This window comes from Herbidospora mongoliensis, assembly GCF_001570545.1.
GTDB lineage: Bacteria > Actinomycetota > Actinomycetes > Streptosporangiales > Streptosporangiaceae > Herbidospora > Herbidospora mongoliensis.
Window position 1 is genome coordinate 254,511 of record NZ_BBXD01000008.1, and the last position, 18,434, is coordinate 272,944.

At 69.0% G+C, this 18,434-nt stretch carries 24 protein-coding genes; 1 reads left to right on the forward strand and 23 read right to left on the reverse strand.

From position 1 onward, the window contains the following. Nucleotides 1-8: 8 nt before the first annotated feature. From AW272_RS01345 to AW272_RS43965, 18 genes are all read right to left on the reverse strand, one after another. A complete protein-coding gene (locus tag AW272_RS01345) occupies nt 9-1,745 on the reverse strand; it encodes a hypothetical protein (RefSeq protein WP_066360239.1) in 1,737 nt (578 codons plus the stop codon). A gap of 15 nt (nt 1,746-1,760) precedes the next feature. Beyond that, nucleotides 1,761-2,171, reverse strand: coding sequence for a hypothetical protein (locus tag AW272_RS01350; RefSeq protein WP_157518128.1), 411 nt, complete (start codon nt 2,169-2,171; stop codon nt 1,761-1,763). A gap of 26 nt (nt 2,172-2,197) precedes the next feature. Then, a complete protein-coding gene (locus AW272_RS01355) occupies nt 2,198-2,623 on the reverse strand; it encodes a hypothetical protein (RefSeq protein ID WP_157518131.1) in 426 nt (141 codons plus the stop codon). Then, nucleotides 2,620-2,853, reverse strand: a complete 234-nt coding sequence (locus AW272_RS01360; protein WP_066360245.1) for a hypothetical protein — start codon at nt 2,851-2,853, stop codon at nt 2,620-2,622. The genes AW272_RS01355 and AW272_RS01360 overlap by 4 nt, the downstream gene beginning before the upstream one ends. Nucleotides 2,854-2,890: 37 nt before the next feature. Next, nucleotides 2,891-5,413 (reverse strand): phage tail tape measure protein, encoded by a 2,523-nt coding sequence (locus AW272_RS01365; RefSeq protein ID WP_066360247.1) that lies wholly within the window; start codon nt 5,411-5,413, stop codon nt 2,891-2,893. Nucleotides 5,414-5,419: 6 nt separating this feature from the next. Then, the gene (locus tag AW272_RS01370) at nt 5,420-5,563 is read right to left on the reverse strand and encodes a hypothetical protein (RefSeq protein WP_218010756.1); all 144 of its coding nucleotides are present in this window, start codon (nt 5,561-5,563) and stop codon (nt 5,420-5,422) included. A gap of 53 nt (nt 5,564-5,616) precedes the next feature. After that, nucleotides 5,617-6,087 carry a DUF7426 family protein gene (locus AW272_RS01375; protein WP_066360254.1) on the reverse strand — a complete coding sequence of 157 codons (471 nt, stop codon included), beginning with the start codon at nt 6,085-6,087 and terminating at the stop codon, nt 5,617-5,619. Next, nucleotides 6,087-6,572: a phage tail tube protein gene (locus tag AW272_RS01380; RefSeq protein ID WP_066360258.1), complete on the reverse strand. Its 486-nt coding sequence runs from the start codon at nt 6,570-6,572 to the stop codon at nt 6,087-6,089. The genes AW272_RS01375 and AW272_RS01380 overlap by 1 nt, the downstream gene beginning before the upstream one ends. A 9-nt stretch (nt 6,573-6,581) precedes the next feature. Further along, nucleotides 6,582-7,013, reverse strand: a complete 432-nt coding sequence (locus AW272_RS01385) for a minor capsid protein (RefSeq protein ID WP_066360260.1) — start codon at nt 7,011-7,013, stop codon at nt 6,582-6,584. Continuing rightward, on the reverse strand, nt 7,010-7,354 hold the full coding sequence (locus tag AW272_RS01390; protein ID WP_066360262.1) for a minor capsid protein: 345 nt from the start codon (nt 7,352-7,354) through the stop codon (nt 7,010-7,012). The genes AW272_RS01385 and AW272_RS01390 overlap by 4 nt, the downstream gene beginning before the upstream one ends. After that, nucleotides 7,354-7,677 (reverse strand): hypothetical protein, encoded by a 324-nt coding sequence (locus AW272_RS01395; protein WP_066360264.1) that lies wholly within the window; start codon nt 7,675-7,677, stop codon nt 7,354-7,356. Before AW272_RS01395 ends, AW272_RS01390 begins: the two co-directional genes overlap by 1 nt. After that, a complete protein-coding gene (locus tag AW272_RS01400; RefSeq protein ID WP_066360267.1) occupies nt 7,677-8,339 on the reverse strand; it encodes a hypothetical protein in 663 nt (220 codons plus the stop codon). The genes AW272_RS01395 and AW272_RS01400 overlap by 1 nt, the downstream gene beginning before the upstream one ends. A gap of 12 nt (nt 8,340-8,351) precedes the next feature. After that, nucleotides 8,352-9,974: a translocation/assembly module TamB domain-containing protein gene (locus AW272_RS01405; RefSeq protein WP_066360269.1), complete on the reverse strand. Its 1,623-nt coding sequence runs from the start codon at nt 9,972-9,974 to the stop codon at nt 8,352-8,354. 15 nt (nt 9,975-9,989) lie between these two features. Next, a complete protein-coding gene (locus AW272_RS01410) occupies nt 9,990-10,424 on the reverse strand; it encodes a hypothetical protein (RefSeq protein ID WP_066360271.1) in 435 nt (144 codons plus the stop codon). A 68-nt stretch (nt 10,425-10,492) separates the two neighbouring features. Beyond that, nucleotides 10,493-10,840 (reverse strand): hypothetical protein, encoded by a 348-nt coding sequence (locus AW272_RS01415; RefSeq protein WP_066360273.1) that lies wholly within the window; start codon nt 10,838-10,840, stop codon nt 10,493-10,495. A gap of 3 nt (nt 10,841-10,843) precedes the next feature. Further along, complete coding sequence (locus AW272_RS01420; protein WP_066360278.1) at nt 10,844-11,167, reverse strand: hypothetical protein; 324 nt, start codon at nt 11,165-11,167, stop codon at nt 10,844-10,846. Continuing rightward, nucleotides 11,167-12,384: an SU10 major capsid protein gene (locus AW272_RS01425; protein WP_066360280.1), complete on the reverse strand. Its 1,218-nt coding sequence runs from the start codon at nt 12,382-12,384 to the stop codon at nt 11,167-11,169. Before AW272_RS01425 ends, AW272_RS01420 begins: the two co-directional genes overlap by 1 nt. 24 nt (nt 12,385-12,408) lie before the next feature. Continuing rightward, the gene (locus AW272_RS43965) at nt 12,409-13,059 is read right to left on the reverse strand and encodes a hypothetical protein (protein WP_218010757.1); all 651 of its coding nucleotides are present in this window, start codon (nt 13,057-13,059) and stop codon (nt 12,409-12,411) included. Nucleotides 13,060-13,249: 190 nt separating this feature from the next. Here AW272_RS43965 and AW272_RS01435 point away from each other — a divergent pair, with 190 nt between their 5' ends. After that, the gene (locus tag AW272_RS01435) at nt 13,250-13,795 is read left to right on the forward strand and encodes a DUF732 domain-containing protein (protein WP_157518134.1); all 546 of its coding nucleotides are present in this window, start codon (nt 13,250-13,252) and stop codon (nt 13,793-13,795) included. Here AW272_RS01435 and AW272_RS01440 read toward each other — a convergent pair. From AW272_RS01440 to AW272_RS01455, 5 genes are all read right to left on the reverse strand, one after another. Next, nucleotides 13,770-14,000 carry a hypothetical protein gene (locus AW272_RS01440; protein WP_066360284.1) on the reverse strand — a complete coding sequence of 77 codons (231 nt, stop codon included), beginning with the start codon at nt 13,998-14,000 and terminating at the stop codon, nt 13,770-13,772. The two genes, AW272_RS01435 and AW272_RS01440, sit on opposite strands and share 26 nt — an antisense overlap. Beyond that, nucleotides 13,997-16,114 carry a phage minor capsid protein gene (locus tag AW272_RS01445; protein ID WP_066360285.1) on the reverse strand — a complete coding sequence of 706 codons (2,118 nt, stop codon included), beginning with the start codon at nt 16,112-16,114 and terminating at the stop codon, nt 13,997-13,999. Before AW272_RS01445 ends, AW272_RS01440 begins: the two co-directional genes overlap by 4 nt. Before the next feature lie 140 nt (nt 16,115-16,254). Continuing rightward, nucleotides 16,255-17,805 (reverse strand): hypothetical protein, encoded by a 1,551-nt coding sequence (locus AW272_RS01450; protein ID WP_066360290.1) that lies wholly within the window; start codon nt 17,803-17,805, stop codon nt 16,255-16,257. Between the two features lie 14 nt (nt 17,806-17,819). Continuing rightward, on the reverse strand, nt 17,820-17,984 hold the full coding sequence (locus tag AW272_RS41660) for a hypothetical protein (RefSeq protein WP_157518137.1): 165 nt from the start codon (nt 17,982-17,984) through the stop codon (nt 17,820-17,822). Next, nucleotides 17,981-18,433, reverse strand: a complete 453-nt coding sequence (locus AW272_RS01455) for a WDGH domain-containing protein (RefSeq protein ID WP_066360291.1) — start codon at nt 18,431-18,433, stop codon at nt 17,981-17,983. The genes AW272_RS41660 and AW272_RS01455 overlap by 4 nt, the downstream gene beginning before the upstream one ends. Nucleotide 18,434 lies beyond the last annotated feature (1 nt).

The following is an 18,434-nucleotide window of genomic DNA, read 5'->3' on the forward strand; positions in this document are numbered from 1 at the left end:
TCACCTCCTTACTCGACGGCGTGGCGCCACAGAACGGTTGCTGCCGGGGCGGATCCGCCGGCGCTCGTGTAGGAGAAATCGAGGGTGCCGGGCGGGAAAACGAAGTCGGTGACGGGGGCGCTGGTCTGGGTGAGGTGGTTCATGACGTCCTCGCCGTCGACGGAGGCGATGCCGAGGTGGACGTCGATGCTCAGGCGTTCCCCGGAGCCGATCGTCAGGTCGAAGGCGAGGAGTTTCTCGTTAACGACCTCGTTGCCGACGTGCTGCTCGATCAGCAGCTCCGGGTCGGTGGCCGGGCCGGGGATGCGGATCTCTGGTCGTGCGTCGGCGTTGCCTACGGAGGCGAGGGAGACGGTGGCGCCGTCGGCGACGACCGCGTTGGCCAGCTCCCGGGAGAGCAGGCGGGGATCGGACAACGTCCACTTCAACGTGACGTTCGCTCGGCCCATCCGGAAATCCGGGTCGACGGGGATGCCGCGCCCGCTCACCTTCCCGTAACCGATCCACGTCCGCTCCAGGAGCCGGATCGCGAGCGGGTATTCGGTGTCGTCCGGGCTGAGGCCGAAACGCAGCCGCAGTTCGTCGATGACGTCTTCCCACTGATCGCGGGGCGCGGACGCGGTTCCTGCCCAGATGACATAACGCTCCTGGCCGAGGTCCCGGCCGGGATAGGACCCGGACCTGGTGGGGTGCGGGACGTTGCCGGGGTCGATGTCGGGGAGGCTGTACCAGCCGTCGAGCGTTTTCAGGCTGTAGGGGGTGCCGCCGCCGAGGAGGAGGCCGCGCCATTCGCCTTGGCCGGGCTTGTAGATCTGCTGGCCGGGGACCTGGGAGCCGCCGACGGCCGGTTGGGGGACTTGCCAGGTGGCGGTGATGGGGTTCGGTGACACTTCGACGTTTTTGAACGCCTGCACGGTCGGGGCGGGGATGTCCCACGTGCCGGTGATGAGGTCGGGTTGCGCGTGGGCCGGAGCCCCGCCATCGAGGGCCAGCACGTCGGGGGCGGGGACGGACCAGGTGCCGTCGACGGTTTCCGGTGCGGTGCTGGAACCTGCCGCGATGGCAGGCACCGGGATGTTCCACGTGCCGGTGACCGAACTGGGTGCGGCCTCCTGGTGGACGGCCGTGCCGCCGATCCACCCCTCGTCCCCTACGGCGATGTCATCGAGGAAGTGCTCGATGAGGTCGATGTTGGTCCACGCCACGGTGGTCGGCACCGAGGTCCCGGTGTTGAGGCTGGACGCCGTGCCGGTGTCGGAAGGGGTTCCGGTGTCGGCGTCGAGGTAGAGCTGCGCTTCGACGGATCCGTTGCCGGTCGTGGTGCCGTAGGTGATGCGGATTTCGACGCGGACCCACTGGCTGGTGGGGATGTCCTCGGCGAGGGTCAGGAGGGTGGTTGAGGTGGCGGTGTTGACCAGTCGGAGGATGCCGTTGGTCAACAGGGTGAGGGAGACGTTCCCCGCCACGAAGATCGCGCCCGTGGAGAAGGGCAGGGTCGGGAAGCGGAAGTAGGACCGCATGTAGAGGGTGCGGGCCGCCAAGGTGATGTTCCAGTGCAGGGCGGCGAAACCCTCACTGACGGGGAAGCGCCCGACCAGGGGTGCGCGCTGTCCGGTGGCGCTGGTGCTGCTGAAGGCGGGTGACCCGTCTTTGGCGGTGAACGCGTCGCCGGATGTTCCGCCGGAGTTTCCGGTGGTGATGGCGTTCCCTGCGGTCCCGCCGGAGAACCTGTTAGCGAGAAGCACGGCTCACCCCCTGCGTCAGTTGGAGAGCCGCGCCACACCGTCTGAGTGCCACGTGATCAGAAACGTGCCGTCCTGGGTTTCCAGGGCTTCGCCCCACCAGACGGCGAGCAGCGCCCTGTTGCTCTTGTTCGGGAAATAGAGGAGGCCGCCCTCGCTGATCAGCGTGGTTTCGGTCAGCTCGATGTTGTCGAGGTCGTACTTCGCGAAGCCCGAGGAGACGGTGAGTGTGGACCCGAGAGCGAGAGGCCCGCCGGTCGTGTAGCCCGCGCCCGTCGACTGGCCGCTGTTCCACGGCGCGGAGTTATACGTCGTGTCGGTAGCGAAGTTGGGGGTGATCGACGATCCCCACAGGGCGAGCTTGCCGTCCTCCGCCGTCAGATCGATCGCCAAGGCGCTGGGGTCCCACTGGTCCACCTGCGTGGCCATCATCAGACCAGATCCGACCCACGCCATCAGGCACCCCCAGGACTGTTGACCTGCGAACGCAGGCGTACGGGCTCGGGGGCCGCGACCGCCGACCCGTCAGGCAGAGACACTGGGCCCGCCGTCGGCTTCAACTCGGACAGGACGGCTTCGAGCTCGGCCCACCGTTCTTCCAGACCGGGCAGTTCGGCCTCGTAGGCTTCGCGCCTGGCCGCTGTGAGCTCCGGGTCTCCGAGCTTCGCTCGGACCTTGCGCAGCCGGGCCACACCGCGCACCCACGACCGGAACTCGGTGGTGTTCTCCATCGCCGTCCGCTTGGCTGCGAGCGACTCCGGTGTCTGCTCGGCCTCGTGCGCCGTCTTCGCGTCGGCCAGGGCCTCTTGCAGGTCGGCGACGGTGGTGAGCATTTCTGCTTCCTCGGACAGGCGTCGCGCCTTGATCCTCGCCTGGCTCACGAGGCCTCCTGCACGATGACGGCGGCCTCGACGTGGACGTCCTGATGCTCACGACCACGCCGGTCGGTTCTGTTCGTGACCGTGACGTCGGATCCGGCGTCGGTCGGTCGGGACACCTCGCGGCGGATGCGGCCGTTGCCGTCGCGGGTCTCCCTGCGGACCGGCCGAGTGCGGCCGAAGTTGGATTGAACGCCGAGCAGGCTGTCGCGGTAGGGCGTCGTTTCGGGCATGCGAAATACACCTCCTGGGAGGGCGGGGGCAAAGGGGTTATGAGCCGCGGGCGTGGACGACCTCGAAGGCGACGTCCGAGTTGAAGCGGTCGATGTCGACGTTCTCCTGGAAGACGGTGCCGTACATGTTGACCGTCGTCCCGCTACTGCCGGCGGAGTCGTTGGGTTTGACCACCGACAGGTTCACCGGTGCCGGCTGCTGGCCGGTGGGCCGGTTTTGTAGCCGGTCGTACATGTCCTGCGACGTGCCGGGCTGCAACGTCTTCATCGTGGATTCGTTCATGATCGCGCGCGCTTGGGCGGCGATGACCTTGACGGCGTCGAGGATGGTGTCGCGTTTCGCGTTGATGCCGTCGCGCCAGCTGTCCATCATGGCCTCAGCGGACGACGTCATGATCGACTTGATGTTCGGGAGCCTGCTCAGCAGGCCGTCCCCCAGCAGCGTCATGATCGAGATGCCGGAGTAGTAGGGGTTCCCGCTGCCTGAGAACGGGCCGGTTTTCGCAGGCGAGAACGGCAGATAGTCCTTGATCTGCTGCACGATCCCGGCCATCGTCCCGCCGATCTCGCCCGCCTTCGCCCGCAGACCGTCGAGCAGACCGCCGATGATCTTCCCGCCGGAGTTGTAGAGCAGCGTCCCCACGTTGCCCAGCGCGGACACCATCTGCGGCGGCAAACCGGTCACCCACGCGATCAGGGCGACGCCCTTGTCCTTCGCCGCCTGCTTGATGCCTTCCCACGCTTCCGACGTGGTCGACTTGACGTTCGCCCACCCTTCGGAGAAGAAGGCTCCGACCTCGCCGGGGATGCCCTGCACGCCTGCGACGAGTTCGTCGGCCTTCGCGGTGGCGGACGACGTGATCTCCCCCCACCACTCGGCCGTCGAGGAACTGACCGCCTCCCAGCCTTCGGAGAAGAACTCCCCGACCTCGCCAGGAACAGCGGACAGCCACTCCATCAGCCCGTTCCACGCCTCTTCGGTCGTGGTGGAGACGTCCTCCCACAGGCCTGAGAAGAACGGGACGATCGTCTCTTGCCAGCCGGTTGTGAACTCCTCGATCGCCGCCGCCGGATCAGGCAGCAGCTCCATCAGGAAATCCATGATCTGTGCGCCGACCCAGGCGAGGGCGTCACCCCACCCGCGCGACCACTGCTCGGCGCTGTTGGCCACGGAGCCGGACAGTGCCTCGTCGGCTGCCTTGACCGCACCCCCGACCTCGCCCAGACCCTCTACCGCCGTGGCCGGGTCGAGCGCGTACAGGGCGTCCTGGAGGTCCTCGGCCTTACCTCCGAACAATGCGACTGCGGCGGCGTCCTGCTCGACCGGGTCCTTCATGTCGCGGAGCCGATCGATGACATCGCCCATGGCCTCTTGGGCTTTCGGCCCGCCCTCGGCGAAGATCTTGAACATTTTGTCCGAGTCGAGGCCAATCGCCTTGAACGCGTCCGCGCTGGTCTTCGACCCGTCCTTCGACCGGATCGCGAATTCCTTCAACGCGTCGCCGACGGTGTCAGCGTCACGCGCGCCGGCCTTCAACCCCTGCGACATGAGGCCGAGCGCGGTATCAGCGTCCAACCCGATCTCGCGGAACTGCGTCGAGTACTCCTCGAACGTGTCGAGCAGATCCTCCGACTTGTTGATGCCGTCCTGCTGGCCTCTGACGAGGGTGTCGAACGCGGCCTCAGCCGATGGCGACAGGTCCGTGCGCAGCATGTTCGCTACCGCCGCGGTAACCCGGCTAACGTCGTCGTCCATCACCTTGGCGACCGTCATCGCCTGCTCGGTCATGTCGGACAGGGCGTCGTCGCCGAGCTTCCCGGCGCCGTCGACGCCCTGAAGGACCTTGGCCAGCGCGTCGGTGACCTCGCCCAGGCTCTCGCCGTACCCCTGCGCGTACAGCTCGCCCGCGATCCGGCCGAGGCGTTCAGCCTCCGGGCCGAACGCGCCTACCTTCACCGCGAGTTCGGTGAACAGGGCGTCCTTTTCGAGCGCCTTGGACATGCCTTCCATCAGCGCGGCGCCGATCGCCGCGCCAGCCGCAGCCCACCCAGCGCCCTTCATCGTCGACATCAGGCCGTCGGCTGCGCCTGAACCGCTCTGGCGGGCTGAGGATTCGACGCCGTCGCCGAACGCGTCACCCGCTCGGTCACCAGCGCGCCGGGCCTCGGGACGCACGGAGTCCAGGCCGTCCACCGCTGCTTCGCCGGCGCGCTGGCCACCACGGCGCGCCTCGTCGTCGAGGTCGAAGGCCTCTTCTACTGCGGCTCGGAGTTCGGGCGCGAACGAGTCCGCACCGGACAGCATCTCCCGCAGGCTGTCGTCGAGAGCCAGCTCAAGCCGGTCGAGATCGCTGATCGCGGCCGTGGGGTCGAGGCCGTTGACGAGCGCCTGCCCGATGCCTGACATGCTGCCGGCCACGTTGTCCTCAAGCCGCCGCGTCGCGCCGGTCGCTGTGGACTCCAGGCGGTTCATCGACTGCCCAGCGTCCGTCAGGGTGCGGGCGAAGCCGATGTCTTCCGCGTCGATGTATGAGACCAGCTCGCCGACGGTGAGCGCCATGGAGGGTCACCTCCTAGGCGTTTCCTTGCGGGGGATGAGGACGGTTCGCAGCCGGGATTCGGTGGTGAGCAGGCCGAAGATCCGGGAACGCAGCCAACGCCACGACCGGGACCGCAGCAGGCCCGGCTCGTCGACGTCGACGCCGTACACCTGGTGCAGGTCCTGTTCGATCAGAGCCCAGTTGGCGAGGATCTTCGGCCAGGTCAGGCCGAGGTCCCAGCCGGGGGGGTACTCGTACCACTCGTAGAGGCCCGTCGTCGGGTCTTGCTCGCCGCGGCCGTAGAGGGCTTCCTCGTCGAGCTCGGCGTCGGGGTCTTCTCCTGTTTTCCCGGCCGCGCCCAGAACTTCGCCGCCGACGCGTCACTCGATGCGATCCACACCACGGCGGTCAGCGCGACGTGTTTGATCTTCTCCCAGTCCACGTCGTCTGCGAGGAGCTCTGCCTTGACCGGGCCGAGGGCCTGCGCGTAGAGGTCGTTCTCGTCGGCGTCGGCGAGGACCTGGCGGTCGGAGTCGGTCCGGTCCTTCGTGGCCTTGAAGAGGGCGTCGTACCAGCGCTGGATCTTGAGCCCGGTTTCCCCGTCAGGGGACGGGATGCGGTACGTTTTGCCGCCGATCGGCAGCTTGAGGCTGCCGTCGAAGAAGGTGTCGAGGTCCTCGAAATCGGCCGCCATTACTCCTCTTCCTCGACGATCGGGTTGTCGATCGGCTGCCGGACGCCGTGCCCGGTGAGGAGCACGGTGACGACGTCGGTCGCGGTGCCGTCACCACCGTCGGGCGTCCACGTGACCAGGGCCAGGCCCTCGTAGGCCTCAGGCTTGCCGTCCCGGTCGTACCAGCGGACGTGCGCGTATGAGGCGTCGTTGAAGCCCTCAGCGGCCATCCGCAGATTCTCCTGCGCCGCGTTCCAGGCGCCCGTCTCGGGATGGTTCCGGTGGCTGATCTTGAGGGTGACGTTCCAGTTGTAGGCCGTCTTGACATTGCGGGGAGCGCCCTCGTCGTCGTACGTCCGGTCGTCGACGATGACCGGCTCGTAGACGGGCTGGAATTCGCGGATGGCCGGGAGGAACGTCCAGTTCGGGGCCAGGGCGGTGCCTAGGTTGACGTCGAGGCGGTACCGCCTTGCGAGGGCGGTGATGGTCTCAGCGGGCGTCGTCATCAGGGTCTCCTATTCGAGGCGGGAGTGCGGACGGTGCCCGCGCAGGTAGTAGTTGTCGGCGCGCTCCAGGCGGCCGAGGGGGTCTTGGCCGAGGGGGGCGACGGAGTCACGCCAGAGCCGGGTGACGTACGCGACGCCCCAGACGTGGGGGCCTGACTCGTGCAGCAGCTGGTAAACGGCGTCGGCCATGTCCGCGAGGTCGTTGGGGTCGGTGCCGGCGCGGAAGCGGATCTGTACGGCGGCGGTCACGTCGGTGAGGCCGGGCACGGGCTCGTCGAGGTAGAGCGACAGGGTGATGACCTTGTCCGGGGCGGCGGGGACGACGCTGAGCACGATCGCCGTCTCATCCGCCGCGTAGGCGGTGTCCGGTCTCCATGTCGCGATGTCGGCGTCGGCCAGAGTCTGTGCGAGCCCGGCCAGGAAGTCGGCTTCCCAGCTCACGGGATGGCCCGCCTGATCTGCGCGGCCATGATGTCCTGCATCGCCTTCGCCTGGGTGCGCGCTGGCTTCTCCAGGTATTTGCCCTCGCGGTCGTCGTCGTGCTTGAGGTTGAGGTCCTCATGCTGCTTGATCGCGTAGGGGGTGTCGTAGGAGACCGCCGCACGCAGGCCATCAGCGCTGACGGTGCCGGACCGTTCGAGGGTGCCTTCCTCGTGAGGGACGAGCTTGCGGCTCTCCTCGAGGAGGTGCTCGGCGGCGAGCTTCACGCCTTTCTCGGCTGCCTTCATGACGGCGGCCGCGACTTGAGGGCCGTTCCACTTCAGCGAGGAGCGCTGGGCCATCACGACAGGACCACCTCCAGATGCGACGGCACCGGCAGGGACCCGCCGTCGAAGGGCACGGCGGCCGCCACTGTGGCCGTCTCGCCCGCGATGGTGATTCGCGAGTCGACGGGGCAGACGGTGTCGAGCGGCATGCGCAGGATCGTCTCGATGCTGGTGTCGGTGCCGTCGGTGCCTCGGGTGCGTTTTCGCTTTCGTTCGACCAGGCCGCGCACGACGACGGCGGGGCCGTAGGTGGGGCCGCGCCCGCTCGCACCGAGGAAAGGTTCGATGGTGACGTCTTGCCCCATCCCGGCCAGCAGGATGGGTGGGATCCCGGCCATCAGCAGTACCCGGTTCGGGGTGCGTGGCCGGTGAGGCCGGCGGCGTCGAGGATCTCCCACGCTTCAGGGGATTGGCGGGGATCCTTCGGTGCGCCTGCGCCTCCGGGCGCGCGCGAGTAGGAGATGCTGCCCGCGGTGACGCTGGTGTAGTCGGCGCCTGCTCCGGTGCCGTCGTCGCCGTGCTCGATCCACCATTCGACCTGCGCGCAGGTCGCCTCCATGAGCGCGGTGATGACCTTGGCGGCGGTGGGGAGGCCGTCGTCGTCGACGTCGTAGACCGCCGTCTTGAGCGGGTTGGCGTCGAGGTAGCGGGTCGCCCGCACCAGACGCCGGGCGGCGTCGAGCGGCGGGGCCTCGGTCAGCCAGTCGGCCAGCTGCGTCGTGGTCGCATACGTCCGGCCGTCGAGCGTCGGGAGCGGGGAGACCGCGACGCTCTTGCCCTGAGTACCTCGGCCGGTGCCGGTGACCGTCCACTGGAGGATCCAGATCCCCGCCATGGTGTAGTCGACCGGGGCCTGCCACGTGCCCGCGTCGTCGCCGGGGCTGACTGCGGGGGCGTCGGTGGTTCGGTCGGGCCGGGTGACCATGAGGACAGGCGACGTGCTGCCGTCGTGGGGGTTGACCTTGATGACGATGATGTCGGAGTCGCCGACGTCCGGCACTGTGGCCCTCCCCTACATGTAGGTGTGCGTCGCCGCGTTGTGGGTCTCGATGGTGAGCGTCGAGCCGGTGCTTACGACCTCGAGCACGGGGGCCCGGGTGGAGACCTCGAGCTGGCCGGGCTGGTAGACGGGTTCGCCCACCTGGCCGGTCAGCGCGCCGACGATGGGCGGGAGGTTCCCGGCCAGCGTGGCCAGGACAGTGGTGCCGCCTCGCAGCGCGCCCGTGAGCGCGGGGAGAGATCCGGAGAGCAGGGCGTCGACGTGGACGTGCCCGGTGAGGTTGCCGACGAGTGCAGGCAGCACCCCGTTGAGGGTGCCGATCACGGTGTCGTCGCCCTCGACCTCGCCGGTCAGCGAACCGGTGATCGCCGGGAGCGCACCAGCGAGGGTGCCCTCGACGAGCAGTTCCCCGGCCAGGCCGCCGGTGAGCGCGGGCAGCGTCCCGGCGAGTAGGCCGTCGACGTGCACCAGGGCGGCGAGGTTTCCGGCCAGTGCGGGGAGCTGGCCACCGAGCGCTGCCTCGATGGAGACGTCGCCGGTCAGGGTTCCGGTGATGGCTGGGAGTTGCCCGGCCAGCGTGGCGTCGACGACGAGGTGGCCCTCGAGCGATCCGGTGATCGCGGGCAGGACGCCGGCCAGGATGCCGACGACGCCGGACACCTCGACCTCACCCGTGAGCTCACCGGTGAGGGCAGGCAGGTTCCCGGCCAGTTCGCCGGTGACGGTCGTTCGGCCGTCAAGACCGCCAGTGAGCGCGGGGAGTGTCCCGGCCAGCAAGCCCTCGACGACCACGCGGCCGTCGAACGATCCGGTGAGCGCCGGGAGCTGGCCGGCGAGCTCCCCGGCCACGGTGACGTCGCCCGTGAGCGCGCCCGTGATGGCAGGCAGGCTCCCGGCCAGCAGGGCCTCGATGAGCAGTGAGCCGGTGAGTTCGCCGGTGAGAGCGGGCAGGGTGCCGGCCAGGGTGCCGGTGACGTCGCCGCCAGCTTGGGGTGGCTGGATGGCGAGGAGGAAGGTGATGTTGTCGCGGGTCCCGGCCAGGGTCGCGCTGAACGCTCCGGTGGCGCCGGTGCTCGTCTGCGGTGCGGTCGCGATGGCCGAGGCCGTGTCCGCGCCACCGGAGGAGAGCAGGTCGGTGCGTTCGGTGAGCGTGGTCGGGTTGGTGGCGCACGCCCATGAGGCGTCGGTGATGAGCTGGTTATCGTCGGTGCCTACCAGGGCGATGATCAGGCAGTCGGCGACCGTGGTGGTGAGCCCGGTGCAGCCGGGGTGGGCGTTGGTGTTGGCCCGGCTGGTGAACAGGTGTACCGGGTTGGTGGTGTCCGCTCCGGGGATGGCGACCATCGAGCCCGCGCAGGAGTCGGTGAACCCGGACCAAACGTAGTTCGCGGGTTCGCCACTCGCGCTGGTGATCTTCTTCTCGTAGACGCCCGCCCAGAACGTCGTGCTGATGCTCTTGGAGTCGACCAGCGACCAGTCCGACGGGACGGTAGAGGGCGCGGAGGCCGCGCCGCCGTTGACGACGAGGGCGTACAGGGTGTCGCCGTCGGCGATACCCGAAGGTTTGGTGATGGTGGTCGAGGTGGTGGTGCTGGTGCCGCCCAGACCTGGCGACCGGTAGGTGGGGGCGGCCATCTCACCCTCCCGGGGCTACGCGCTCGCGGGCTGGCTGATGCTGCCGCCGGTGATCAGGAAACCCACACCCGTGCTGATGGCCAGGGTGTTGAGGGTGATCAGGCCGCCGCCGCCGGTCAACGTGACTTCGCCGTCGATGACGCCCAGCCCCGTCGCGGCCGCCTCGGTGGAGTCGCAGAAGCGGCACCAGCCCGCGGCCGCAGTCGCAAGACCGTCGACGTCGAGGGCCGGGGTGATGTCGATGTCCGCGCTGCCGGTGTTGGGGCTACCGAACGCCGGATCGGAGAGCGTGATTTCGGCGAGCTTCGTCCCGGATGGGCTGGTGGCCGGGGTGGCGGGCTGGCTGCCGGAGTAGATGCGGAGCACGCCTGCTCCGGAGCCGCCGTCGATGAGGGCGAGGATGGCGGCCAGGCCTGCGTTGCGGGCGGCGGTGTTGATGCGGATCGGCATCTTGGTCCTTTCTTAACGCGGGCAGGCGGGAGCGCACGTTCAGATGAGGGCCCGCCCGCCCGCGAGCCTTAGTCGAAGACGGCGACCGTCACCGACGCCGGGGTGGTGCCGGAGTAGTCGACGTGCACCGTGCCGTCCTCCTGGCGGTGCTCCGGGCCGAACCCCTTGATCCGGCGGGGCTTCCCGGCCGGGATGACGATGATGGTGTCCTGGACCGCGAGGTCGCCCTTGCCGATGGTGATCGGGGTCGGGATGGTGACCTGGAGGGAGGCGTCGTCGCCGTTCATGACGTACAGCTCACGGCCGTCCTTGTAGACGAACATGTTGCCGTCGGTGATCTCGGCCGCGACGTCGACGTCGGCGGGGTCGACGCCGGCCAGGGTGACGCGGGTGGGGGTGATCAGCGTGCGCGCCATGGGTCAGGCCTCCTGCTTGCTGGCGAGGATCTTGTCGATCTGGTCGATGACCCCGGCGCGGTTCCTGCCCTCGGCCTCGGCCAGGCCGACGCGCGTGACCTCGTCGGCGTCAGCCTCTTCGAGGTAGGCCAGGACTCCGGGGACGGTGTCGCCGCTGGGGTCGTAGAGCTCGCCGGTCTGCTCGACCGCGTGCTCGTCGGCCACCCGCCACCCCTCGATCCCGGCCTGCGCCTTGGCGAGGTGCTCGATGTCGTCGGCTGAGCCGGGGACGGTGAACGCGCGGCCCACCTTGACGCCGTCGGCGTCGTATCGCTCGTAGAGGGCCATTAGACGTCCAGGCCGCGCATGAGGGCGTGCGCCATCTCGTTGCCGTAGGCGAGGCCGATCTCGCCGTAGATCTGCACGTCGTCGCTCGCGCCGGTTTTCGCGAGGGGCTCCTCGAAGAACACGCCCTTGCCGGGGGTGTTCAGCAGGACCGGGCGGCACTGGTCGAGGGAGACGACGGCGATGGCGTCGGAGGGAACGTGCCGGTCGAGCATGATGTTCAGCCGGCCGAAGTCCGTCTCGATGACGTCGACGGCGACGCCACCGACCCGCCGGTTGGCCTCGGTGATCGTCACGGTCTTGCCGTAGGCGTCGGCGTACGCGGCGGTGATGGCGCGCTTCTGCGTGCTGTTGACCAGGATGGTGGCGGTCTCCGGGTTCTGGAGGCCGCCGTTGTCGTAGGCCATCTGGATCAGGTCGTCGATCTCGGTGGTGGTCAGGGCGCTGGTGCGCGGCCGGACGTAGTCGATGTTCGACGTCGAGGTGCCGAGCGTGATCGCGGAGCCGCCCTGGCTGGTGGCCACCTTGAACGAGTCGGTGGCCTTGCTGACGACGTAGTAGACGCGGCCCGCGACGATGTTCGTGGCGTCGCCGGTCCTGACGAACACGATCTTGTCGTTGTTGGCGACGCCGGTCGTGGTCTCCGAGATCGTGTCCGTCGCCGACGACAGGCCGGTGATGGTCAGACCGGCCTTGCTGATCCGGTTGGTGGTGATGGCCTGGAACAGGCCCCGAGTCCGGCGCGCGGTCGTGTTGTCGGTCGGCAGCAGGTAGGTACCGTTCAGGAACCCCCAGTTCACGTCCAGCGCCACCTGCTCGATGGCCCGCTGCACCTGCCAGTCGAGCTCGTTCCCGACGGGGTTGGTGCCGCCGCCGGGGTGGTTGAACGGCGCGGACTGCGGGGAGGCGAGCTGCTGGGTGGCGGCCTGCTTGGTGTAGCTGAGGCTGACCTTGTGCTGGTGGATCTCCACGACGTTCTTCACGTTCGCCCGGGCCCGGCCTTCGGCGGTCGGCGCGGTCGCGCCTTCCACCTTGGTGTTCTGGCCGGGCGAACGCAGGTCGTAGGTCTGCCACTCGAACTCGGTGCTCGTGACCATGCCGCCGCCGGTGAGGCCGCCGATGGCGGACAGGAACGGAGTGGCGTTCGGGGTCAGCCCGAACAACTGGCCCGTGTAGTTGGGCAGGTTGAAGGTGGTGCCCATCGCGGTAATACCGGACACGGGGCCACTCCTATCTGTGGGGCGTTACTGGGGCGGTGGGGGGAGCGCGCGCTGTCGCTTGAGGGCGATGGCGAGGGCGTGGTTGCCGGCCTTTTCGGCTTCGGCGATCTGCTGATCGAGGGTCGGCCCGGTCGAACCGGAGCCGGTGAAGTCGCCGCCGCTCACAGGCGGGGGCGCGGGCGGTGCGGGAGGCGCGGCGCCGGTCTGGGCGGCCATCCACGGGTTCGCGGTCAGCGCGCCCTTGATGGCGTCGGCGAGCTTGGCCGGGAACTCCTCGGAGCTCGGGTCGAGCTGCGCGGCGGCGGTCTGGAACGCCACCGAGCCGAGCAGCGCCTCAGGGTTGACGCCGTGCTGGCCGGCCGTGGTGAAGGCGTGGCGGATGACCGTCTCGGTCCGGGCCTTGACCCGGTTGCTGGCGGCTTCCTGCCGGGCTTCGGTGAGCTCCTTCTGCCACTTCTTCGGCAGCTTGCTGATGTCGTCCATGCCGCCGTCGTCGACGTGCGCCGGGGGTGGCGGTGTCCACGTGGGCGGGGTGGGGATCGGCGCGGGCGCGGGGGGAGCGACCGGGGCCGGTGGTGCGTTGACCGGAGCGGGCGCGGGAGGCGCCGGGGGCTGGCCGGTCGGGTCGGGCGCCGGGCCCGGTGTGGGCGTCGGCTGCGGGGTGGGCATGGTCATGCGGACCCTCCTGGGGTGCGCTGGTGGTGAGCGGCTCTGGCGCCTGGCCAGGGCCCGATGTGTGAAAGGGGGCCTTCTCCGCGCCTGGCGGATTGGGCCCCCTTTCGGCGGGTTCAAGACTGTGGGTTTCGGGCCTGCGTTTGGACAGATCTGGACAGATCGGGTCCTGTCGGGCCGTACCGTGCGGGCTATGCAGCCACAGCAGCAGCAGCAGCCATATCAGCCGTTCCAGCCGCAGGGCGGGCAGTGGCAGCACGCGCAGACGATGCCGGTAGGAGCTCCGCAGCAGCCGGCCTACATGCAGCAGCCGACGATGGTTGCCCCGCCTCCGCCACCGCCGAAGAAGAGCGTGGTCTGGAAGGTGCTGGGCGGGATCGCCGCGGGCGTGGTGGCGTTCCTGGTCGTCGGCTGGCTCCTGGCCTCAGGCCCGGAACCTGCTCCGACGCCGGACACGCCGGCCGTCGAGCAGCTGGTGCCGGAGAAGTCAGATCTGACCGCCGGTCAGCGGGCCGTGTATCTGGCGACGATGGGCTCGATCGATCAGGGCCTGGTCGTGAACGAGGCCCGGGCGGTGCGCCGGGGAGAGAACACCTGCCTGGATATTCAGCAGGGCAAGAGCGAAGCCCAGGTGCTGACGAACATCGAGGCTCGGTTCTCTGGGGGCAACGCGACGGTGAACAGCGAGGGCGCCGCGTTGATCCTGGAGGCCGTCAAGGTGTGGTGTCGTCCAGCTTGACCATCTGGTAGCCGTTCGACCAGCCGTCGCGGATGAGGGCGCGCACGGCGTCGGCCTCCGAGGCGCTGCGGTTGTGGTGCCGCCAGCGGAGCACGGCCGAGGCTGCGGAGTCTCCGCCGGTGTAGGTGACGGTGTCGTCGGGGTTGATCGTGGCCCGGGACGTCTCCGCGCCAGTGGCTACGGAGACGATGCGCATCACGGTCATGGCGTCACGCTACCGGCGATCAGGTTCCGGGTGCCCGTCGCCCGCTCGGCGAAGTAGTCGAGCGCCTTGAACGTGTAGTCCAACCAGCTCGTCTTGCCGAGGTGCTCGAAGTCCGGGCGCAACTGCTCAAGGCGCTGCCGTACTTCGGCCAGGTCCTCGGCCGTGAACGGGTTCTCCTGCTCCATGCCCTCAGTGAACGGGTTGCGGATGAACTTGAACGTGGGGTCGTAGGAGGCGTCGCCCCAGGCGAGCCCGTGGTCGATCGGGACGACGTGGCCTTCGGAGTCGACGAGCCAGTTGCCCATGTTGCGGTCGATGTTGCCCGTGAGCACGTCGAGCAGGCCGAGCCGCCGGCCTTCGTCCGTGCCGGGGTGGTGTTCGAAGCCGCGGGGTAGACCTTCGTCGCCCCATTCGGCTGCGTCTTCGGGCGAGGTGTGGCCGTCGACATAGCGCATCCACAGGTTGGTGTCGTCGCTGCGGTAGACGGCGGGGGCGCGGAGGTCGAGGGCGCGGGCGACCATGTAGGCGGCCTGCTCAGCGTCCGCGTCCTGCATCTCGTCGAGCCCCGGCTTGGATCTCTTTCTGATCACCTTGATGCCGTTGGCCAGGTCGACGAGGAACGTCTCAGCGGATGCTCCTCCGAGGCGGCGTGCGCGCTTCTCGTCGTAGTCGTCATCGGGCAGGTTCTTCGGCTTGAGCGCGTCGGCCAGGGCGCGCTGGTCGCCGTCGAGGGCGCGGTGGTAGGGCTTCGCACCCTTCGGGACCGCGCGCTGACGTTGACGGCGCGGAGCAGCGGGCGCGGGCGTCTCGATGATGGCGTCGTCGAGGTCGAGCTGCCCAGGTGCTTTTTCGGTGATCGCCGAAAAAGCCTGGTCAGGGGTGCGGCGGGCTGGCGTGGGCGCGGGCCCGCCGTCCAGCGTCGGCTGCACATCCGGGCCGAGGCCCTCGGCCGGGCCGCCTTGAGGGCCGCCGGCGGGCGGGATGTTCCCAGCGCCGATCCGCTCCCTGTACGGCAGCCGCTTCAACTTCGGATGCGCGGCGAGGTGGTCGCGCATGGCCTTCTGCCACTCGCGCGTCTTCGCTGCAGCAGCCTTCCGGGCTTCCGGGGTGAGGGCGGCCTGCTCGCGCTCCTTGTGCTTGCGGATGGCCCGCTCGATCGCGCGCTGGCGCTGGCGAGCCTCATCGCCTTCGGGGTCGGCGGTGGCGTCGGGGATGCGGGTCAGGCCCGGGGTGTAGGCCGAGACGCTGTGCCGGCAGTTCGGGTGCTGGAAGCCCGCGGACTGCGCTTGGGCGAGGGTGGCGGTGACGTGGATGGTGACCATCTCGTCATCCCGCGTGGCGTGCTCGATCTCGATGTCGCCGGTCGGGCCGTTGAGCGAGAGCACTTTGCCCTCGAAGGGGCGGCACAGTTTGCATTCCTGGCCGTGGTTGGACACGTAGACGAGGTCGACGTCGAGCGAGGCGAGGCGGTCGGTTTGGCCTTGTGTGGCTGCGCGGGCGATGTTGGTGCGGCCGATCATCTCCGCGTAGCTGCTGAGCTTCCAGCGCCTGTTGGCCGAGTCGACGAAGCTGGTGATGCCCTTGTCGGTGAGGGCCTGCCACGCCGCCTGCGAGGCCTGCAAACGGGTCTCGGTGCCGGTGGCGATCCTCGCGGCTGTGGCCGCCTGGACGCTGCGGTAGGCGTCGAGGACGTTGCGCAGCAGGTTGCCCTCGACACGGCCGAGGTCGCGGTGGAGTGCGCCGGCGATGTTCTCGATGACGGCGGTGTTCGGGATGGTCTTGCGTGCCGCCTCAGCCCTGCTCGCGATGCCGCTCTTCGGGAAGAAGGCGTCGGGCAGGTCGGTGAGCGCGGAGCCGCTGCCGTGCCGGTAGGCGCCCGCGACCGCATCACGGATGGTCTGGTGCTTGGACGCCTGGAGTGCGGAGATGACCGAAACGGCCGCCTCACGCAGCGGGCGCACCGCGGCGAGTTTGTCTTCCTGGTAGGGGGAGGGGAGGGCGAGGTCGGCGCGCAACCGGGCGGCGATCGTTTTGACGAGCGCGGTCTCCACCGAGCGATAGAGGTCAGCGACCGAGGCGGCGATGTCGTCGAGGAGGTCCTGGTCCACAGCCATCGGGGAGGACCTCCCCGCGAACTGTTAACTCTCGGTTAAGGGTTCGCCTTCGCCCTCAGCCGGGGTGGGCTCCTCGACGGCCTCTACGCGACGGGCGCGGTTGGCCTCTCCGTGGTACAGGCAGGTGAGTTCTCGGCACATCACTCCTCCTCGACGGGCTGCTCGCCCTCGGCTGGTTCGCCGGGCCCGCCGCCCGTCATCGGGAGTCCGAGCGGATCCACAACGGGGTCAGGTCGGGCGTCGCCGATGCGATCCACCTCGGCCTGCACCTCGGTCTCGTCCCAGTCCGGATGCAGCATCCGCACCAGGGTTTCGTCGGAGGCGGCCTCGGCCTGGCGCATCAGGTGGGCGGTCTGGGCGAGCTGCATGATGTCCGGGCTGACCGAGTCGGCCAGCGCGATCGTCGGCAGCTCTGGCACCACGCCCGTCCTGAACATGGAGGATTCGAGTTGGAGCAGCATCTCGATCGCGGCCGCGAGTTCGGGCGTCGTGTAGAGGCCCTTCTTGCCGCGCGTGGTGAGCGACCTGCGCTCCTTGGCGGACACCTCGGTAGCGGTCACGGCCACATCACCCGACAGACCGAACGACTGAGCCGAGTAGCCGGTCGCGCGCAGGATCGCGGCGAGGATCTCAGCCTGGGTGTCGCGGTGCTCGACGACGCGGATTGCGAACTGCTGCGCGCTGATCTCCAGGCGGTCGCCGTTGAACAGGCCGTCGACGGCCTCGTAGATCTCTCTGTCGAGGTCGAACGCGGAGCCCTTGCCTGGGCCCTGGTTCTGGAGGTAGTCGCGGGGGACGATCAGTCGGGCACGGCCCAGGTAGATGTCCCGCATCCACGACGTCCACACCATGTCGAGCCGGTCGAACAGGTCCATGACAGGGCCGTCGAAGTCCGAGCGTCCCAAGTTGGCGCCGGCGGGGACACGCCGCCAGGTGCGGTTGGGGTACATGTTCGGGATGTAGCGGGCGGTGCAGCGCGTCAGCTCGGTCTTGATCGCGGGCAGGAGCTTCGCCGTCTCGGGATGCTCGGTGAGGGCGATCGACGTGCCGAGGTCGGACATCGAGCCTCGGTACAACCCGTGGAGGATCCAGCCGGGCTCATGCCGTTCGAGGTGGTAGAGCCACGTGGAGTCCTGCTGCTCGACCACCCGCCAGAACGTGACGGCGTGGAGCTTGCCCCAGCGCCACTCCGGGATCGCGGTGTCGGCGTCAACGCCGTCGAGCCACGGGCCGGGGGCCATCTCCTTGTCCCACACCGCGCGCAGGTAGTAGCCGCCCAGAGCCGCGCCGACTTCGGCGTTGCGTAGCAGGGTGGCCTGCAACGCGGGGATCATCTCGTCGATCCGGGCCTGGGTTGTGGTGTTCTCGACGGTGATGGCCGGCGGCTCAGAGAACAGGAGATCCGCGCTCATGGTGGCGATGTCGGACGCGACCGGCACGTGCAGCTTGCGGCGCTTCTCGCCATCCGGGGTGGGGTCTCCCCAGAATTTGCGGGCCGTCCAGCCGACGAGGCCGCCTCGGTACTGCGCGGGGCGGTTGGTGGGGCGTTGGCCGGTGGCGGTGGGGTCGCCGTAGAGGGCTGCGAGGGCGTCGGGGTCGCCTTCGTACCAGGTGTTCAACGTGTTGTAGTGGGCGAGGATCGGTTCGTGTTGCTTGGGCGGCCAGGTGCCGCCACCTGCGGGGAGGGGCATGGGGAGTCCCTCCTTCAGGTGGTGAAGCCGGAGCGCAGCTCGTTGGCCTCGTCTTGGTCGGCGGGTTCGGTCTCGAGGGTGGTGACCTGGATGTGTTCGGGGTGGTCGGGCTTGTCCTCAAGGGCGCGGAGTTCTTCGCGGATCTCGTGGATGATGACCGCGATGAGGCGGGCGATCATTCGCCGTCGCGGTCCGGAATGAGCTCCAGTTCCACGTGGACCGGCAGCCCGTCCGCCAGGGAGAAGTGCCGCCTCTTGTCGATCACGTACCGCTTGCCCATCACAAGGACGATGGAGCCAGTAGCCAGGCTGGGCAGCGCGTCGGGCCCGTCGGGGGCGGCCTTGACTCGGTCGGCGGTGAGCGCGTCGAGGCGCTCGTACTTCTCCGGGGTGGTGTGGCCGTCCCAGGCAGGCGCGTGCTCGCCCGTGGTGATGCGGACGTGCTTGAACAGGTCCATGTCGTCCCCGGACAGGTGCCAGGAGAGCTGACCCTGCGGGGTGTCGACGAAGATGACCGGCCAGGTCGGGTTCTCGCGGTCGGAGCCGAGGACGATGACGGCCGGGTAGACGGTGGCCAGGTGTGCGATGAGGTGGGCGCGCTCGCGGTAGATCGGGTTCTCGTCGGCCATG

Coding starts and splice junctions, on each gene's coding strand:
- AW272_RS01350 (WP_157518128.1), bottom strand. CDS start 2,171: ATGGCCACGCAGGTGGACCAGTGGGACCCCAGCGCCTTGGCGATCGAT.
- AW272_RS01360 (WP_066360245.1), bottom strand. CDS start 2,853: ATGCCCGAAACGACGCCCTACCGCGACAGCCTGCTCGGCGTTCAATCC.
- AW272_RS01365 (WP_066360247.1), bottom strand. CDS start 5,413: ATGGCGCTCACCGTCGGCGAGCTGGTCTCATACATCGACGCGGAAGAC.
- AW272_RS01375 (WP_066360254.1), bottom strand. CDS start 6,087: ATGGCGGCCGATTTCGAGGACCTCGACACCTTCTTCGACGGCAGCCTC.
- AW272_RS01380 (WP_066360258.1), bottom strand. CDS start 6,572: ATGACGACGCCCGCTGAGACCATCACCGCCCTCGCAAGGCGGTACCGC.
- AW272_RS01390 (WP_066360262.1), bottom strand. CDS start 7,354: ATGGCCCAGCGCTCCTCGCTGAAGTGGAACGGCCCTCAAGTCGCGGCC.
- AW272_RS01395 (WP_066360264.1), bottom strand. CDS start 7,677: ATGGCCGGGATCCCACCCATCCTGCTGGCCGGGATGGGGCAAGACGTC.
- AW272_RS01405 (WP_066360269.1), bottom strand. CDS start 9,974: ATGGCCGCCCCCACCTACCGGTCGCCAGGTCTGGGCGGCACCAGCACC.
- AW272_RS01410 (WP_066360271.1), bottom strand. CDS start 10,424: ATGCCGATCCGCATCAACACCGCCGCCCGCAACGCAGGCCTGGCCGCC.
- AW272_RS01415 (WP_066360273.1), bottom strand. CDS start 10,840: ATGGCGCGCACGCTGATCACCCCCACCCGCGTCACCCTGGCCGGCGTC.
- AW272_RS01420 (WP_066360278.1), bottom strand. CDS start 11,167: ATGGCCCTCTACGAGCGATACGACGCCGACGGCGTCAAGGTGGGCCGC.
- AW272_RS43965 (WP_218010757.1), bottom strand. CDS start 13,059: ATGACCATGCCCACCCCGCAGCCGACGCCCACACCGGGCCCGGCGCCC.
- AW272_RS01435 (WP_157518134.1), top strand. CDS start 13,250: ATGCAGCCACAGCAGCAGCAGCAGCCATATCAGCCGTTCCAGCCGCAG.
- AW272_RS01440 (WP_066360284.1), bottom strand. CDS start 14,000: ATGACCGTGATGCGCATCGTCTCCGTAGCCACTGGCGCGGAGACGTCC.
- AW272_RS01445 (WP_066360285.1), bottom strand. CDS start 16,114: ATGGCTGTGGACCAGGACCTCCTCGACGACATCGCCGCCTCGGTCGCT.
- AW272_RS01450 (WP_066360290.1), bottom strand. CDS start 17,805: ATGCCCCTCCCCGCAGGTGGCGGCACCTGGCCGCCCAAGCAACACGAA.
- AW272_RS41660 (WP_157518137.1), bottom strand. CDS start 17,984: ATGATCGCCCGCCTCATCGCGGTCATCATCCACGAGATCCGCGAAGAA.
- AW272_RS01455 (WP_066360291.1), bottom strand. CDS start 18,433: ATGGCCGACGAGAACCCGATCTACCGCGAGCGCGCCCACCTCATCGCA.